General features: G+C 67.0%; 14 protein-coding genes. 6 read left to right on the top strand and 8 right to left on the bottom strand.

The features are described 5' to 3' along the window. Nucleotides 1-78 precede the first annotated feature (78 nt). The gene (gene hutC / locus N5D20_RS12855) at nt 79-807 is read right to left on the bottom strand and encodes a histidine utilization repressor (RefSeq protein WP_049412977.1); all 729 of its coding nucleotides are present in this window, start codon (nt 805-807) and stop codon (nt 79-81) included. 27 nt (nt 808-834) lie between these two features. Continuing rightward, nucleotides 835-2205 (bottom strand): formimidoylglutamate deiminase, encoded by a 1371-nt coding sequence (locus N5D20_RS12850; protein WP_197578975.1) that lies wholly within the window; start codon nt 2203-2205, stop codon nt 835-837. Between the two features lie 67 nt (nt 2206-2272). Between N5D20_RS12850 and hutI the strand changes: the two genes are divergently transcribed. The 6 genes from hutI (at nt 2273) to N5D20_RS12820 (ending at nt 11446) form a co-directional block, all read left to right on the top strand. Next, the gene (hutI, locus tag N5D20_RS12845) at nt 2273-3496 is read left to right on the top strand and encodes an imidazolonepropionase (protein ID WP_197578974.1); all 1224 of its coding nucleotides are present in this window, start codon (nt 2273-2275) and stop codon (nt 3494-3496) included. Continuing rightward, nucleotides 3493-5034 carry a histidine ammonia-lyase gene (gene hutH / locus N5D20_RS12840; RefSeq protein ID WP_197578973.1) on the top strand — a complete coding sequence of 514 codons (1542 nt, stop codon included), beginning with the start codon at nt 3493-3495 and terminating at the stop codon, nt 5032-5034. The genes hutI and hutH overlap by 4 nt, the downstream gene beginning before the upstream one ends. Further along, nucleotides 5031-5885, top strand: a complete 855-nt coding sequence (gene hutG, locus N5D20_RS12835) for an N-formylglutamate deformylase (protein WP_053450187.1) — start codon at nt 5031-5033, stop codon at nt 5883-5885. The genes hutH and hutG overlap by 4 nt, the downstream gene beginning before the upstream one ends. After that, a complete protein-coding gene (gene hutU, locus N5D20_RS12830) occupies nt 5882-7549 on the top strand; it encodes a urocanate hydratase (protein WP_014037699.1) in 1668 nt (555 codons plus the stop codon). Before hutG ends, hutU begins: the two co-directional genes overlap by 4 nt. Before the next feature lie 187 nt (nt 7550-7736). Next, a complete protein-coding gene (locus N5D20_RS12825; protein ID WP_197578972.1) occupies nt 7737-9173 on the top strand; it encodes a serine hydrolase domain-containing protein in 1437 nt (478 codons plus the stop codon). Nucleotides 9174-9334: 161 nt separating this feature from the next. Next, nucleotides 9335-11446 (top strand): TonB-dependent receptor, encoded by a 2112-nt coding sequence (locus N5D20_RS12820; protein WP_197578971.1) that lies wholly within the window; start codon nt 9335-9337, stop codon nt 11444-11446. Between the two features lie 46 nt (nt 11447-11492). Here the strand turns inward: N5D20_RS12820 and N5D20_RS12815 are convergent, their stop codons facing one another. From N5D20_RS12815 to N5D20_RS12790, 6 genes are all read right to left on the bottom strand, one after another. Next, nucleotides 11493-12011 (bottom strand): hypothetical protein, encoded by a 519-nt coding sequence (locus N5D20_RS12815; RefSeq protein ID WP_049436713.1) that lies wholly within the window; start codon nt 12009-12011, stop codon nt 11493-11495. 13 nt (nt 12012-12024) lie between these two features. Further along, nucleotides 12025-12894, bottom strand: coding sequence for a hypothetical protein (locus N5D20_RS12810; protein WP_197578970.1), 870 nt, complete (start codon nt 12892-12894; stop codon nt 12025-12027). Then, entirely contained in the window at nt 12894-13739 is an 846-nt protein-coding gene (locus N5D20_RS12805) for an energy transducer TonB (protein ID WP_197578969.1), read from the bottom strand. The genes N5D20_RS12810 and N5D20_RS12805 overlap by 1 nt, the downstream gene beginning before the upstream one ends. A gap of 52 nt (nt 13740-13791) precedes the next feature. Further along, nucleotides 13792-14571 (bottom strand): hypothetical protein, encoded by a 780-nt coding sequence (locus N5D20_RS12800; protein ID WP_197578968.1) that lies wholly within the window; start codon nt 14569-14571, stop codon nt 13792-13794. 153 nt (nt 14572-14724) lie between these two features. Then, a complete protein-coding gene (locus tag N5D20_RS12795; RefSeq protein WP_054172097.1) occupies nt 14725-15108 on the bottom strand; it encodes a nuclear transport factor 2 family protein in 384 nt (127 codons plus the stop codon). Nucleotides 15109-15160: 52 nt separating this feature from the next. Next, nucleotides 15161-15736: a TetR/AcrR family transcriptional regulator gene (locus N5D20_RS12790; protein WP_099559561.1), complete on the bottom strand. Its 576-nt coding sequence runs from the start codon at nt 15734-15736 to the stop codon at nt 15161-15163. Between the last annotated feature and the right edge of the window lie 34 nt (nt 15737-15770).

Here is a 15770-nt window from a genome sequence, read left to right as displayed (position 1 = left end):
TGGATCTACCAGGGATTCACACGCGTCGGATAAGCCCAACCGGGATTCAGTAGATCCACGCCATGCGTGGATACGCCTCTAGCGCGCCCCAGGCGCGAAGCGCGCAACCAGGTCCCAGGCATCGCCGAGGAACACCTGGCGCACGCGGGTGATCGGCTGCTCACCGCGCCAGGTCAGGCGCTCGATCACCAGACAGGCGGTACCGGGCTTCACATCGAGCAGCTTGGCGGTGACAGCATCCGCGCCCCAGGCACTGATGCGGTGCTGGGCGCGGGTCCACGACACGTTCTGCAGCAGCCAGCTGCCCGGCGCGGTAGTGCTGAAATCGACCTCCAGCACCTCGGGCACGCCGACGGGGCTGATCAGGCGATGCTCCAGCGCCAGCGGGCGGCCATCGGCCAGGTGCAGGCAACGCATCGCCAACAGCATTTCGCTGCCGGCCAGTTCCACTTCGCCGGCATTGCCCACTTCAGCCAGACGCAGCTCGCGCTGCAGCAGCCGGTAGCCGTACTGATGCCCGCGCGAACCGACCTCCATCGCAATGTCCGGAATTTCCAACGCCACCTGCTCCAGGTGCGGGGGTTGCCGCGCCACGAACGAACCCGCACGACGGCGACGTTCGATCATGCCGCTCTCGGCCAGCGCGGTCAGCACCTTGTTCACCGTCATCCGCGAGCAGCCGTACTGCTCCATCAGCTCGTGTTCGTATGGAATGCGGAAGCCCGGCGCCCATTCTCCGCTGAGGATGCGGCTTTCCAGATCGCTGCGGATACGCTGGTTGAGCGTGGCGGACTTGCTGGCCTTCACGTAATGGGGTCCCGGTGGCGGAGGCGATCAGCCCAGCACGCCCTTCAGGGCGGCGGCGAAGGCGGTGGTGATCGCCTCGCGCTGCAGGTGGCGGCCCTCGGCCACGCATTGGCGGCCATGGCGCCAGACCGATCGCAGCGCGCCATTACGTGCGGCGAACACCCAGCTGTCAAGCCATGCGTCATCCTGTCGCGCCTGCAGCGCCGGGTGCGCGGCGTCCAGTTCGACCAGATCGGCACTGGCACCGACCTGCAGGCCAGCGGCCACGCCCAGCGCCTGCGACCCACCGTGCAGTGCGCCTTCGAACAGGAAGCGGCCGGTGCTGCGGGTGGCGTCCGGGGCCAGCACATTGCGCCCACGCAGGGTCAGGCGTTGGCCGTATTCGAGCAGGCGCAGTTCTTCGGCGGCATCGATCAGCACGTTGGAATCGGAGCCGACACCGAAACGGCCACCCTCGCGCGCGAACGCCTGCATCGGGAACAGACCGTCGCCCAGGTTGGCTTCGGTGATCGGGCACAGGCCGGCCACCGCCTGGCTGGCCACGATGGCGGCACGCTCGTCGTCGGTGATGTGGGTGGCGTGCACCAGGCACCAACGCGTATCGACCGGTGCGTGGTCGTACAGCCACTGCACCGGGCGCTGGCCGCTCCACGCCAGGCAGGCCTCGACTTCACGCACCTGCTCGGCGATATGGATGTGCACCGGGCCATCGGTGAGCGGCAACAACGCACCCAGTTCCTCGCCCGTGACAGCGCGCAGGCTGTGCGGTGCGATGCCGAGCACCGCATCGGGCAGCGCGGCCAATGCCGGCTTGGCGGCATCCAGCAACTGCGCGAAGCCGTCCACATCGTGGATCAGGCGACGCTGAGCGGGATTCGGCGCTACCCCGCCGAAATCGGCATGCGCATAGAACACCGGCAGCAGGGTCAGGCCGATGCCGGTCTGATCGGCCGCCGCCGCGATCCGCGCACTCATCTCGGCGCGGTTGGCATAGGCGCGGCCGTCGGCATCGTGGTGCAGGTAGTGGAATTCGCCGACGCGGGTGAAGCCGCTTTCCAGCATTTCCATGTAGGCCTGGGCGGCGATGGCCTGCACCGCATCCGGGCGCAGATGGGCCAGGAAGCGGTACATCAGTTCGCGCCAGCTCCAGAAGCTGTCACCGTCACCGCCGCCGATCTCGGTCAGGCCGGCCATGCCGCGCTGGAAGGCGTGGCTGTGCAGGTTGGGCAGGCCCGGCACCAGGATGCCGACGCGGGTGTCGCCGTCCTGCGCGCCCTGCCCCGTGCTGATCGCGGTGATGCGGCCGTCCTGAACCTGCAGGCGGACATCACGGGCCCAGCCCTCGGCCAGCAAGGCGTGGGCGGCATGGAAACAGTGCGGGGAACGCGAATCGGACATGGCTGGACAACCCGAAATGGACACCTATATTGTATAGACATATAAGCACAGCCGCGTTGTGGATGCCATGCACGTCGATACCCTCTGGTCCAACGTTCACCTGATCACCCTCGACGGCGAGGGGCTGGGTGTCATCCGCGATGGCGTGCTGGCCTGCGCCGACGGCCGCATCGTCCATGTCGGCCCGCCCGGCAGCGACGCCCACCTGAAGCCGACCACCCGCATTGACGGCGAGGGCCGCTGGATATCGCCGGGCCTGATCGACTGCCACACCCACCTGGTCTACGCCGGCAACCGCGCCAACGAATTCGAGCAGCGCCTGCAGGGCGTCAGCTATGCCGACATCGCCCGTGCCGGCGGCGGCATCGTCTCCACCGTGCGCGCCACCCGCGCCGCCACGTCCGAGCAGCTGGCCAGCGAAAGCCGTCCACGCCTGCTGGCGATGCGCGCCGAAGGCGTGACCACCCTCGAGATCAAGTCCGGCTACGGCCTGACCCTGCCCGACGAGCGCAAGCAGCTGCAGGTGGCACGTGCGCTGGGCGAGGAATGCCGGGTCAACGTGGTGACCACCTTCCTCGGCGCGCACGCGATTCCGCCGGGCCGCGAGGCCCAGGAATACACCGACGAGGTGTGCAACGTGATGATCCCGGCCATCGCCGCCGAAGGCCTGGCCGAAGCGGTGGACGTGTTCTGCGAGAACATCGCGTTTTCCCCGGCGCAGGCGCAGCAGGTCTTCGAGGCAGCGCGTGCAAACGGGCTGGCAGTGAAGATCCATGCCGAGCAGCTGAGCAACCAGCACGGCGCCGAACTGGCGGCCGGCTTTGGTGCGCTCTCCGCCGACCATATCGAACATCTGGACGATGCCGGCATCGCCGCGATGGCGGCGGCCGGCACCGTCGCTGTGCTGCTGCCTGGCGCCTTCTATTTCACCCGCGATACGACCCTGCCGCCGATCGCCGCGCTGCGTGCGGCCGGCGTACCGCTGGCGCTGGCCACCGACAGCAACCCGGGCACCTCGCCGCTGACCAGTCCGCTGCTGGCGATGAACATGGGCGCCACCCTGTTCCGCCTGACCGTGGATGAGTGCATCGCCGGCTTCACCCGTGAAGCGGCGCGCGCACTGGGCCATGGCGAGCGTATCGGCCGCCTGGCCGTCGGCATGGACTGCGATCTGGCGATCTGGGACATCGACGCCCCCGCCGACCTGGTCTATCGCATTGGATTCAACCCGCTGCACGCGCGCGTGGTGCGCGGACAGCCCGACCTGCCTGCCTCCTGGAGCAACACATGAGCAACACCCTGGTTCTTCGCCCCGGCCATGTCACTCTCGCCCAGTGGCGGCAGGTCTATCGCGGTGCACCGCTGGCACTGGACCCCGGCGCGCTGCCGGTGGTGCGCGCCAGTGCCGCCGCCGTCGCTGCCATCGTCGCCAAGGGTGCGCCGGTGTATGGCATCAACACCGGCTTCGGCAAGCTGGCCAGCGTGCGCATCGAACGCGAGGACCTGGCCACCCTGCAGCGCAATATCGTGCTCTCGCATGCTGCTGGCGTGGGCGAACCGATGCCGGCCAACGTGGTGCGGCTGATGATGGCGCTGAAGCTGGTCAGCCTCGCGCAGGGCGCTTCCGGCGTGCGCGAGGAAACCCTGCTGCTGCTCGAAGCGATGCTGGTCAGGGGCGTGCTGCCGGTGGTACCGGCGCAGGGTTCGGTCGGCGCCTCGGGCGACCTCGCGCCGCTCTCGCATCTGGCCAGCGTGATGCTGGGCGTCGGCGAAGCGTTCATTGGTGACCAACGCCTGCCCGCAACCGACGCACTGGCGCGTGCCGGCCTGCAGCCGATCGAACTGGGCGCGAAGGAAGGCCTGGCGCTGCTCAACGGCACCCAGTTCTCCACCGCCTATGCGCTGGCCGGCCTGTTCGAAATCGAAACCGTATTCCAGGCCGCGCTGGTCACCGGTGCGCTGTCGGTGGAAGCGGCCAAGGGCTCGGACACACCGTTCGACCCGCGCATCCATGCCATCCGTGGCCAGCGCGGGCAGATCGCCACAGCGGCCACGCTGCGCACCCTGATGCAGGGCTCGGACATCCGCGAATCACACCGTGACAACGACGTGCGCGTGCAGGACCCGTACTGCCTGCGCTGCCAGCCGCAGGTGATGGGCGCGGCGCTGGACATCCTGCGCCAGGCCGCGACCACGCTGGAAATCGAAGCCAACGGCGTGTCCGACAATCCGCTGGTGTTCACCGATACCGGCGAAGCACTGTCCGGTGGCAACTTCCATGCCGAGCCGGTGGCCTTTGCCGCCGACATGCTGGCGATGGCGGTGTGCGAGATCGGTTCGATCAGCGAGCGCCGCCTGGCGATGCTGGTGGACCCGGCGCTGTCCGGCCTGCCGGCGTTCCTGACCCCACGCCCGGGCCTGAATTCCGGCTTCATGATTCCGCAGGTGACTGCCGCTGCGCTGGTCTCGGAAAACAAGCAGCGCGCCTACCCGGCCAGCGTCGATTCGATCCCGACCTCGGCCAACCAGGAGGACCACGTGTCGATGGCTGCGCACGGTGCGCGCCGCCTGATGCAGATGGCCGAGAACGCCGCCAACGTGATCGGCATCGAGCTGCTGGCCGCCGCGCAGGGCTGTGATTTCCATGCCCCGCTGCGTTCCAGCGCCGCGCTGGAAAGCGTGCGCGCCACCCTGCGTGCCCAGGTGCCGACGCTGGAAGAAGACCGCTACTTCCACCCGGACATGGTGACCGCCACCAACCTGGTGCGCAGCGGCGCGCTGGCACGTGGCCTGACCGACCTGTTGCCGACCGTGGAACCGCAGGCATGAATGCCCATCCCGAATGGTTGACGGTGCACGAGGGCGACGCCCCGTTGATCGTCAGCTTTCCACATACCGGCAGCGAACTGCCGCACGACCTGATCGGCCACTACCACTCGCCGTGGCTGGCCCGCCGCGATGCCGACTGGTGGGTACACGAGCTGTACGACTTCGTGCGCGGCATGGGCGCAACCACGGTGCGCTCGGCGATCTCGCGTTCGGTGATCGACCTCAACCGTGACCCCAGCGGGGTCTCGCTGTACCCGGGCCAGAACACCACCGGCCTGTGCCCGCTGACCACCTTCGACAACCAGCCGCTGTACCACGCCGGGCGCGAGCCGGATGACGCCGAGATCGCCCGGCGCCGCGACACGTATTTCCTGCCCTACCACGATGCGCTGGCCGCGCAGATCACTCGCCTGCGTGCACGCCACGGCACCGTGGTGGTGTACGACGCGCATTCGATCCGCTCGCATATTCCGCACCTGTTCGATGGCGAGCTGCCGCAGTTCAACCTCGGTACCGCCGGGCCGTCCGGCGCACCCGATACGTCCTGCGACAACGCCTTGAGCGATGTGGTGGAAAACCTGCTGAAGATCAGTGGCATGAGCCAGGTGCGCAACGGCCGCTTCAAGGGTGGCTGGATCACCCGCCACTACAGCAACGTCGCCGGCGGCGTGCACAGCCTGCAGATGGAACTGGCCTGCCGCGGCTACATGCACGAGCCGCTACCCGACCAGGTGGACGAGCACAGCTGGCCCACCCCGCTCGACCCCGACCACGCCGCACCGCTGCGCCACACCCTGGCGCAGGTGCTCAACGCCTGCCTTGAATTCGCTACGAACCGGAGCGCCGCATGACCCGCAACGACCCGTCCCGCACCATCGCCGCGCCGACCGGCACCACGCTCAACGCCAAGAGCTGGCTGACCGAAGCGCCGTTGCGCATGCTGATGAACAACCTGCACCCGGACGTGGCCGAGCGGCCGCAGGAGCTGGTGGTGTACGGCGGCATCGGCCGCGCCGCGCGCGACTGGGAGAGCTTCGATGCCATCGTCGAAACACTCAAGCGCCTGGACGACGACCAGACCCTGCTGGTGCAGTCGGGCAAGCCGGTGGGCGTGTTCCGCACCCACGCCGATGCGCCGCGCGTGCTGATCGCCAATTCCAACCTGGTGCCGCGCTGGGCCAACTGGGACCATTTCAACGAGCTGGATAAGAAGGGCCTGGCCATGTACGGCCAGATGACCGCCGGCAGCTGGATCTACATCGGCGCGCAGGGCATCGTGCAGGGCACCTACGAGACTTTCGTGGAAATGGGCCGCCAGCACTTCGGTGGCGACCTGACCGGGAAGTGGCTGTTCACCGGCGGCCTCGGCGGCATGGGCGGTGCACAGCCGCTGGCTGCGGTGATGGCCGGTGCCTCCTGCCTGGCCGTCGAGTGCCGCAAAAGCAGCATCGACATGCGCCTGCGCACCGGCTACCTGGACACCTGGACCGACAACCTGGACGAAGCGCTGCGCCTGATCGACGAATCGTGCAAGGCCGGCACCCCGAAGTCCGTGGGCCTGCTCGGCAACGTCGCCGACGTGCTGGCTGAACTGCTCAAGCGTGGCGTGAAGCCGGACCTGCTGACCGACCAGACCTCCGCCCACGACCCGGTGAATGGCTACCTGCCGCAGGGCTGGACCGTCGAGCAATGGGACGAGAAACGTGTCTCTGCACCGAAGGAAGTGGAAAAGGCAGCGCGTGCTTCGATGGCCAACCACATCCGCGCCATGCTCGGCTTCCACGCGCTGGGCGTGCCCACCGTGGATTACGGCAACAACCTGCGGCAGATGGCGCTGGAAGAAGGCGTAGAAAACGCGTTCGACTTCCCCGGTTTCGTGCCGGCCTACATCCGCCCGCTGTTCTGCCGTGGCATCGGCCCGTTCCGCTGGGCGGCACTGAGCGGCGATCCGGAAGACATCGCCAAGACCGATGCCAAGGTGAAGGAACTGATTCCGGACAACCCGCACCTGCACCGCTGGCTGGACATGGCCGCCGAGAAGATCAAGTTCCAGGGCCTGCCGGCACGCATCTGCTGGGTCGGCCTGGGTGACCGCGATCGCCTCGGCCTGGCCTTCAACGAGATGGTGGCCAACGGTGAACTGAAGGCGCCGGTGGTGATCGGCCGTGACCATCTGGACAGCGGCAGTGTGGCCTCGCCGAACCGCGAAACCGAGGCGATGGCCGATGGTTCCGATGCGGTCTCCGACTGGCCGCTGCTGAACGCCCTGCTCAACACCGCCAGCGGCGCGACCTGGGTCTCACTGCACCACGGTGGCGGTGTCGGCATGGGCTTCTCTCAGCACGCCGGCATGGTGATCGTCTGCGACGGCACCGAGGCAGCGGCCAAGCGGATTGGCCGTGTGCTGTGGAACGACCCGGCCACCGGCGTGATGCGCCATGCCGATGCGGGTTATGAGATCGCGATCGACTGCGCGAAGGAGAAGGGGCTGGATCTGCCGGGAATTCTGGGCTGATCCAAGGTTGCCGGCCAGCGGCCGGCACTACCGCAAGGCACCTGTAGAGCCGAGCCATGCTCGGCTCAATGCGTCCGGGCCCACGACGCCTGACCCGAAGGCAGCCGAGCATGGGCTCGGCTCTACATGCTTGACCCAATGCCCGTCGCTGACCAACATGCGCCATCACCGCTGACGGATCACCGCGATGTACCGCACCCTGGCTGCTGCATTGCTCTGCACGCTGTTTGCGATCCCACCCGTTTCGGCGCTTGAAACTGCCGGCGATCTTTCCAATCAGCTCGACACCCAGCTGAAGGCCAACCGCGAGCGTTACGGCATTGCCGGCCAGGCAGTGCTGGTCGCACACAACGGCCAGGTGCTGTACCAGGGCGCCAGCGGTGAACGTGATCCCGCTACCCATGCGCCCGCCGCCGTCGAGACCATCTTCGCCGCGCAGTCGATGGCCAAGCTGCTGACCAGCACGCTGGTGATGCAGTTGGTGGACCAGGGCAAGGTGGATCTGGATGCGCCGGCCAGTCGCTATGTGCAGGACCTGCCCACTGCATGGCAGGCGATCCACGTGCGCGATTTCCTCAACCACAGCTCAGGTATCGGCGAGTACTACGACCGCGTGGACAACCGCTGGGTGAGCAAGGGCTACGCCGGTGTGGCCCCTGACCTTGGCGCTGCACTGAAGGTGGCCGGCGCGGCACCGATGCAGTTCGCCACCGGCAGCCGCGTGCAGTACACCCAGGCCAATTACCTGGTGCTGACCGCCTTGCTGGAAGCGCACTACCGCAAGCCCTACCCGGCCATCGCGCGCGAACGCATCCTGCAGCCATTGAAGATGACCAGCACCTCATGGGGCGTCACCAGCGTGCCAGCCAAGCGCGCGGCGGTGCCTTACATCGGCAAGGACGGCCACCTGCAACCGGCCAATGAAGATCCCTGGCCGGGCTACGGCTGGGGCCATGCCGATCTGCAGACCACCGTAGGCGACATGAACCGTTTCCTGCAGGCGCTTGCGACCGGCAAGCTGGTGCGCACGGCGACCCTGGAAAAACTCTGGCAGCCGCAGAAACTGGCCGGTGGCGGCAACAATTTCTTCTCCACCGGCTGGGATACCGTGCGCAGCGATGGCTACACCCAGGTCGGTCACGATGGCGGTACCCGCGTGCGTGCGCGGCTGGCCTACAAGGGCACGCTGGCGAATGGCTACTGGGTATTCGTGTACCTGACCAATGGCAGTGCGCGCAATGTGTGGTCGAGCACGCTGGTGGAAAGCACGATGGCGGTGGCCGCACCGAAGGAATTTCCGCATGCGGTGTTGTCCGAACGCTTGATTGCCTATGCGCTGGATGATGATGCAGGCGCTGCACCAGCCCTGCGCACATGGTTGCGTGACAGCAGCGGCATTGCGACCGATGAACTGGAGCGTGCGATCAATGCCGATGGCTATGCCATCCGCGAGAGCCTGGGTGCACGCAGGGCATTGAAGGTGTTCGCGCTCAACGCCGAGTTGTATCCGGATTCGGCCAATGTGTGGGACAGCTTGGCGGAGTGCCATGCAGCGTTGGGGGATGCGGAGACTGCCAAGGCGCTGTACGCGAAGGCCAAGGCGCTGGCGAAGCCTTCGCAGTAAACCCTGCTGTAGAGTCGAGCCCATGCTCGGCTCCGTAAAAAAGCAGCCGAGCATGGGCTCGGCTCTACAGGCGCACCAGCCCCCATACGCCGGTGATGGGTGACGTACCGCTCGCGACCTGTTAACTTGCGCGCCACTTTAGTGGTTTACAGCATTCCCGCATGTCGCTCTCGTCGTACCGCCCCACCCCCTCGCTGCTGTTCCTGGCCGTTTCCCTCGGCCTTTCCTCCACCGCCACTGCAGCCCCGCAGGCCACCACGCTGGATGCCGTGCAGGTCACCGCTGCTGCCGATGCCAGCACGCAGGCACGCGAGGCGCTGAAGCGCGTGCCCGGCGCCAGCAACGTCATCGACGTGTCCAAGGCCAACAGCCGACTGTCCAGCAGTGCCGATGTGCTGGCCTACCAGCCGGGCATCAGCGCGCAATCGCCGGGCAACGAAGGCACCAAGATCTCGATCCGTGGCTCGGGCATCAACCGTGGCCCGGGTGCGCACGCCTCGGGCATCGCCGTGTCGATCGACGGCCTGCCACTGACCGGCCCCGGCGGCACGCCCTACGAGCTGCTGGAACCGCTGTGGCTGTCACGCGTGGAAGTGCTGCGCGGCGCCAACGGCTTCGAGCGCGGCGCGCTGGCGCTGGGCGGTGCCATCGACTACGTCAGCCGCAGCGGTCGTGATTCGGCCGGCGTGCAGCTGCACTACGAAGCCGGCAGCCGTGGCTACCAGAAGCGGGGCATCAGCTGGGGCGGCGTTAGTGGTGATTTCGACTACTTCCTGGCCTACACCGATACCGAATTCGACGGCTACCAGCGCCATGCGCGCGGCGACGGCAAGGGTGCGATGGCCAACATCGGCTGGCAGATCACGCCCGACCTGCAGACGCGTTTCTTCGTGCGCTATCGCGAAACGAATCATGAAACGCCCGGCCGCCTGACCCGCGATCAGATCCGCAACGATCCACGCGCCGCGAATGCGGCCAACCTGGCCATCGATGCGCGCCGCCCGCAGCCGGGCAGCACCTGGGTGGGCAACGTCACCACGCTGCAGATCGATGAGGACTCCTCGCTGCAGGCCGGGCTGGTCTATCACACGTACCCGATGGACTTGAACGAGAGCCTGTACCGGCAGCAGCTGGACTACGCCAACCTCAACGCCACGCTGGACTACCGCCGCCGCCACCAGCTGTTCGGCCTGGACAGCGAAACCACGGTCGGTCTGCGCATCACCCACGATCTGGACGCCGATGTGCGCGAGTCGCTGCGCTTTGCCAACAACGGCTATGCCGCCGGTACGCGCACGCGTGACTTCCGCCACCACGGCACCGACAGCACGCTGCACGTCGGCAATACCCTCACCTTCAATGACCGCCTGCGCATGCAGACCGGGCTGGCACTGATCAACACCCGCCGCGATGTGCAGGTGACCTGGCCGAGCAGCGGCGGCCGTCCGCGCGACCACGACTGGGACTATGCGCCGCGACTGGGCTTCACCTGGCAGCACAACGCCCAGACCCAGTGGTTCGGCAACCTCAGCCGCTCGGTGGAAGCGCCGCATCCGTGGTCGATGATCTGGGGCTCGAACCAGTACTTCGGGCCGGGCAATGGCCCGTCTACCGGCCGCCAGCGCGCGCCGGTGCCGATGCAGAACCAGACCGCCACCACGCTGGAACTGGGTGCGCGCGGCGACGCGGCGCTGGGCCGCTGGGAATTGACCGGCTACTACGCGCACGTCAACCACGAGCTGCTGAGCGTGGAGCTGCAGCCGGTACCGAACCTGTTCATCGCAGAGAACAACGCCAGCGCCACCGTGCACCGTGGCATCGAAGCCGGATTGGACAGCACACTGTGGCAGGCCGCGCCGGGGCGCCTGTCGTTGCGCCAGACGTACACCTTCAGTGATTTCCGTTATCGCCACGATGCACGCTTCGGCAGCAACCGCCTGCCTGGCCTGCCGCGCCACAGCTACCAGGCCGAGCTGCGCTTCGATCACGCGTCCGGCCTGTACGCGGCGCTGAACACCGAATACGCCTCGCGCATCGCGGTGGACTACGCCAACAGCTACTGGGCCGACAGCCATGTGATCTTCGGCAGCCGCATCGGCTACGACGCACCCGGTGGCCGCTGGCAGGCCTGGGCGGAGATGCGCAACATCGGCAACCGCCACTACGCCGCCACGGTCACGCCGGGCTACGACGACGCCGGCAAGGATGTCGCACGCTCGACTCCGGGCGATGGGCGTGGCGTCTATGCGGGCGTGCGCTGGCGCTTTGACTGATTACCGCAGGCGGCGCCGGATGTGAGCCGGCGCCGTCGTTCCAGGGTCAGCCGATACGCCAGGCCGGCAGGCGCTCGCTGCGCTTCCAGATGGAAGGTGCGAAACCAATCAACACCAGCGCCGCCAGCCACTTCGGTGAGGTGTTGAGCAGTGTCGAGGTGAGCGAGCCATCGACAGGGGCGGCCATTTCCTGCCACGGGTTGTAGCCCAGGTAGACGACGCTGCCAGCCCACCACAGCAACGCCACGCCGACACCCACCAGCAGCAGGGCCAGCGTGCGGCAGGTCCAGCGCTGCGACGTGGTGCCCCACTCGCGGGACACCGCTACCAGCAAGCCCACCACCAGCAGCGACACCAGTGCAACCAGTCCGATATCGATCTTGGGCCCGATACGCTCATAGCTGCAGGCGCGGCATTGGGCCTCTTCCGCGGCAGTGGCGGCTTCGGCGCCATCGGCCTGCCCGGCTGCGGGCTGCGCCAGTGCTGCAAACGGCATCAGTACCGCCAACAGCGTCACCATGATCCAACGAAACAACGTCCTGTTCCTGCGTGCAGCGACATCCATGCGCTCTTCCTCGTCAGTGGTTGTACGTCCAGGGCCGCAGTATGCGGCCGTCCCATACGCCGCCCAGACCCCGTTCCGGGGGTTCGGCCATCCAGCGTCCTTGTTCCCGATGCAGCACGACAAGCTCCCGGTAGACGAAATCGCCGGAACACGAATCCCAGGCGACCGCGATCATAGCCCACTGCCCATCGACGCTGAAAACGGGCCGGGTCAGATAGGCGACGTGGTCGTATGTCCGAGTCGGCCCATGCACCGTTGCCCCGCACCCCTGCTCCCGCAGCACTCGAAGCCCCGCGCTGTCCATCCGCTGCGCACCGGCCAATGCGGCCGCAGGCACTGGCGTGGACCGGCGATTGGCGGGAACCAGGTCCGCCTGCAGCTGCAACCGCAGCGCATGGATGTCCGGCGGCCACCAATCGTCCAGCGGCAGGACCAGATCGTCCACCTCCTGGCAGATGGAGGCACCGCTGCCCGGCCAGCAATAGGGCAAGGTCTGCTCCATCACGTAGATGTCCTCCCCCGCCGGGTCGGTCAACTGCGGCTGCTCCTGCGGGCCCCATCGATCAACGCGCGTGGACGGCGTCTGCGGTGCGGTGGGCACCTCGCTCAGCGACGTTGGCAGAACTGGCGTTGGCTGCGGCAATGCGGGTGGAAGGGGGAATGGCGGCATCTGCCGGATCGCCAGCGCCATCGCCTCAGCCTGCATCTGCGCCGTTCCCAGGTTGATCGGTAGCCGACCGATCTCCTGCTGCCACCTCGGGCGCAGGCTGCAGATCCCGGCCATGAGAGCCAAAGCCGACAGCGCCGCCGCCAGCGATGCAATGCGTCGCCAGGCGATCCGTTGTTGGCAGTCACGGTCTGGCTTGAACGAGGTATCTGTCATCACGACTCCGGCAACGCGGGCCACAGGCCGTGTCCAAAGCTCATATGGCGGACAGGCTCCACTCGAATGCGCTCCCATCCGCCATTCCTGCGGTGCAGAAGGTAGAGGCCGCGCATACCCGTTCCGCCGCTGCACAGATCCGAGGCGATCGATGCCATTGCCCAGTTCCCGTCCAGGCTGAACACAGGACGCTGCAGATAGACAACGCCCAGATCGGTATTGCCCGGACCACCCTTGCATCCCTCGATACCGCGCGCGCGTCGGTCCTGAAGTTCGTCCCACGTCATCCGCTGCGCCCGCACATGCGCAAGCTCAAACGCGAGGTCGGGTACCCGTACAGCCCGGCGGTTCACAACCTGCAGCATCGACTCCAGATGCTGCTGCAGTTGAAAGGACGCTGCACTGTCATTATCACGCCATTCCACGACGCTGTGACGAACCTGGCAGACAGGGGCGGGGTCTCCTTCGCCGCAGGTAGGCGCAGTCCATTCCATCACGGCAAATGGCATGTCGGGCTGCCAGCCGCGCGGCTCGAAGTGTGCTGGCGCGACATCTTCCAGCGGCACTGCCGCGGTCGCGGATCCACTGTTACCGGTCAGCATCGGGGAGAAGATTCCCTTGATTGGAATCGGTGGTTCCGGCGGCTTCCCTGGTGGTGTCGGTCGCAGGTCGATGAGCTCTGCCATCACTTCGGCCTGCATCCGTGCCGTTCCCAGATTGATCGGAGGTGGGCCGACTGCCTGCCGCCATTGCGGGCGCACGCTGGCGATCAGCGCTACGACTGCAACCATCGATAGAACGACCGTTGTGCCCAGGACGCGTTTCCCTGCAATGCGCTGTCGCATGAAGTTCCTGGAAGAAATGAAGCAGGTTGGGATATCGGCCGGGAAAGTGGCGCTACAGCGCTTGAATGACCTGCAGCAGATGGGTCGCATCTGGCGCGAGTTCCTGCGCGAGCCAGCCCAGCACCACGAAGAACAGCAGCAGGCCGAGCAGCGGCCAGATCGTGTGCGTCACGCATACCCGCCACCACCCCTGCTCGTGCATGCCCTGCATGCGCCGATACAGGCCACCGGCGATGGCGGCGTCCACCAGCAGTTCGGCCATCAGCACCGGCGCCGACCACACCACCCACACGCTCGCCAGCAGGACGGTCGCCACCAGCGCGACGATGCCGAGGATCGCCAGCAACGGCAGGCCCGCTTCGTCTTCGGCCAGGCCGGTCAACGGCAGCTCACCGGCATCGCCGCCGCCGACCTGCGCCGACTCATTCCACGAAGCTGACGCGCCGCCACCTCCAGAACGGCCACCGACGCCGCTCCACGGTGATTCCACGGCACCTCCGCGAGGCGAAGGGCTGCCGCTGCCCACATCCGGCGACAGGCCGTCCAGCACGTTGTCCCAGCGCCAGCGGATCCAGATCCACATCAGCAGCAGGAACACGCCATAGGCCAGCAATACGGCCATCGGGTAGCGAAGCAGCATCGCGTCGATACCGGCCAGACGCAGCAGGTGCGAGGCAAGGAAACCGGCCGCACCGGTCAGGGCTACGATCAGCGCCATCTGCAGGCGTGGCCAACCGCGTTCCTGCAGGTGTTGTCGCGCGCGCACAAGCTCACCGGCGCGGTTCACCGGCAACTTCAGCGGGCTCCGCGCAAAGAAACGGGTGTGTTTCATCGGCGCCACCGGATGCCGCGGATCGTGGAGCAGGGAAGCTCAAGAACCTGATACAGCATGCGGACATCCTTGCCGGGCACGCGTGGGTGGTGTTGCGCGGATTCTACCGCGGCCGGGGCCGCTGTCCAGACGACGGGCCGAGGCCATCGATCATCAACTGCGGTCGACGATCCGCACGATGCGACCGTCCTCAAAAGCGAACTCGCTGTGTCCCTGCAGTGCCAGTTCCGTGCCCGCGCTGGGACCATCGGGAATGTCCTGCGCGAACACGCCACGCCAGCCGATGCTGGCCAGCACCACGCCATCATTGAAGGTCAGCTCGAGCAACCGCTGCTCGCGCTCGCGGAACAACGGTGCCGATTGCCGTGCCAGTTCGCCAAAGGCATCGATGCCTTCGGTGACCATCGTCAGCTGGCCACCGCTGTGGTTCTCGAAACGCACGTCATGCGCCAGCACCGCCAGCATGGCGTCGATGTCGAAGCGGTTGTAGGCCTGCAGGTAGTGTTCGATCAAATGGCGGCAGTGCAATTCGTCCACGGCGGCGTCCAGTCAGGGCCTGCGCCGAGTCTCCCGCTACCGTGCAGCCGTATCAAGGAGGCGCGGCGGCCTTCAGCAACTGCGCGGCCACCTGGTCGAACGGAGCGATGTCCTGCAGTGCACGGCACATCGCCACCGCACCTTCCACGCTGGCAATCACCAGATTGGCCAGCCCGCCCGCGGCGACCGGATCGTGGCCGTCGGCGATGAACGCTGCGGCCAGATGGCCCTGCCAACGTGCGAACACTTCAGCAGCTGCCGCACGAGGCTGGCTCGGCACTGCCTCCACCGGCTCCTCCACCGCAGCGGCCAGTACCGGGCAACCAGCGCGGAACCCGGAGCGCAGCAGGCGCTCGCGCCACATTGCCAGGAACTGCTGCAGGCCCTGCACCGCCCCGCCCTTCAGCAGCTCCACCAGCAGCGCTTCCACCTTGTCTCCAGCCATGTGGGTGGCGCGCGCCAGCAGTTCCTGCTTGCCGCCGGGAAAATGGTGGTAGGTCGAGCCCAGCGGGGCCTCGGCCAGCTTGGTCACCTCACGGATGCTGGTGGCATTGAGGCCTACGCGCGCCAGCATCTGTGCCGCAGCATCAATCACGCGTTGTGGCGCATCAGAGGGGCGCGGGCTCACGGCAGGCTCCTTGCTAAGACAGTCGTCATAGATT

Origin of the sequence: Stenotrophomonas sp. GD03877 (assembly GCF_029840555.1) — a bacterium.
Classification (GTDB): domain Bacteria; phylum Pseudomonadota; class Gammaproteobacteria; order Xanthomonadales; family Xanthomonadaceae; genus Stenotrophomonas; species Stenotrophomonas geniculata.
This window is presented reverse-complemented; position numbering and strand designations above follow the sequence as displayed.

Coding starts and splice junctions, on each gene's coding strand:
- N5D20_RS12850 (WP_197578975.1), bottom strand. CDS start 2,205: ATGTCCGATTCGCGTTCCCCGCACTGTTTCCATGCCGCCCACGCCTTG.
- hutI (WP_197578974.1), top strand. CDS start 2,273: ATGCACGTCGATACCCTCTGGTCCAACGTTCACCTGATCACCCTCGAC.
- hutH (WP_197578973.1), top strand. CDS start 3,493: ATGAGCAACACCCTGGTTCTTCGCCCCGGCCATGTCACTCTCGCCCAG.
- hutG (WP_053450187.1), top strand. CDS start 5,031: ATGAATGCCCATCCCGAATGGTTGACGGTGCACGAGGGCGACGCCCCG.
- hutU (WP_014037699.1), top strand. CDS start 5,882: ATGACCCGCAACGACCCGTCCCGCACCATCGCCGCGCCGACCGGCACC.
- N5D20_RS12825 (WP_197578972.1), top strand. CDS start 7,737: ATGTACCGCACCCTGGCTGCTGCATTGCTCTGCACGCTGTTTGCGATC.
- N5D20_RS12820 (WP_197578971.1), top strand. CDS start 9,335: ATGTCGCTCTCGTCGTACCGCCCCACCCCCTCGCTGCTGTTCCTGGCC.
- N5D20_RS12815 (WP_049436713.1), bottom strand. CDS start 12,011: ATGGATGTCGCTGCACGCAGGAACAGGACGTTGTTTCGTTGGATCATG.
- N5D20_RS12810 (WP_197578970.1), bottom strand. CDS start 12,894: ATGACAGATACCTCGTTCAAGCCAGACCGTGACTGCCAACAACGGATC.
- N5D20_RS12805 (WP_197578969.1), bottom strand. CDS start 13,739: ATGCGACAGCGCATTGCAGGGAAACGCGTCCTGGGCACAACGGTCGTT.
- N5D20_RS12800 (WP_197578968.1), bottom strand. CDS start 14,571: ATGAAACACACCCGTTTCTTTGCGCGGAGCCCGCTGAAGTTGCCGGTG.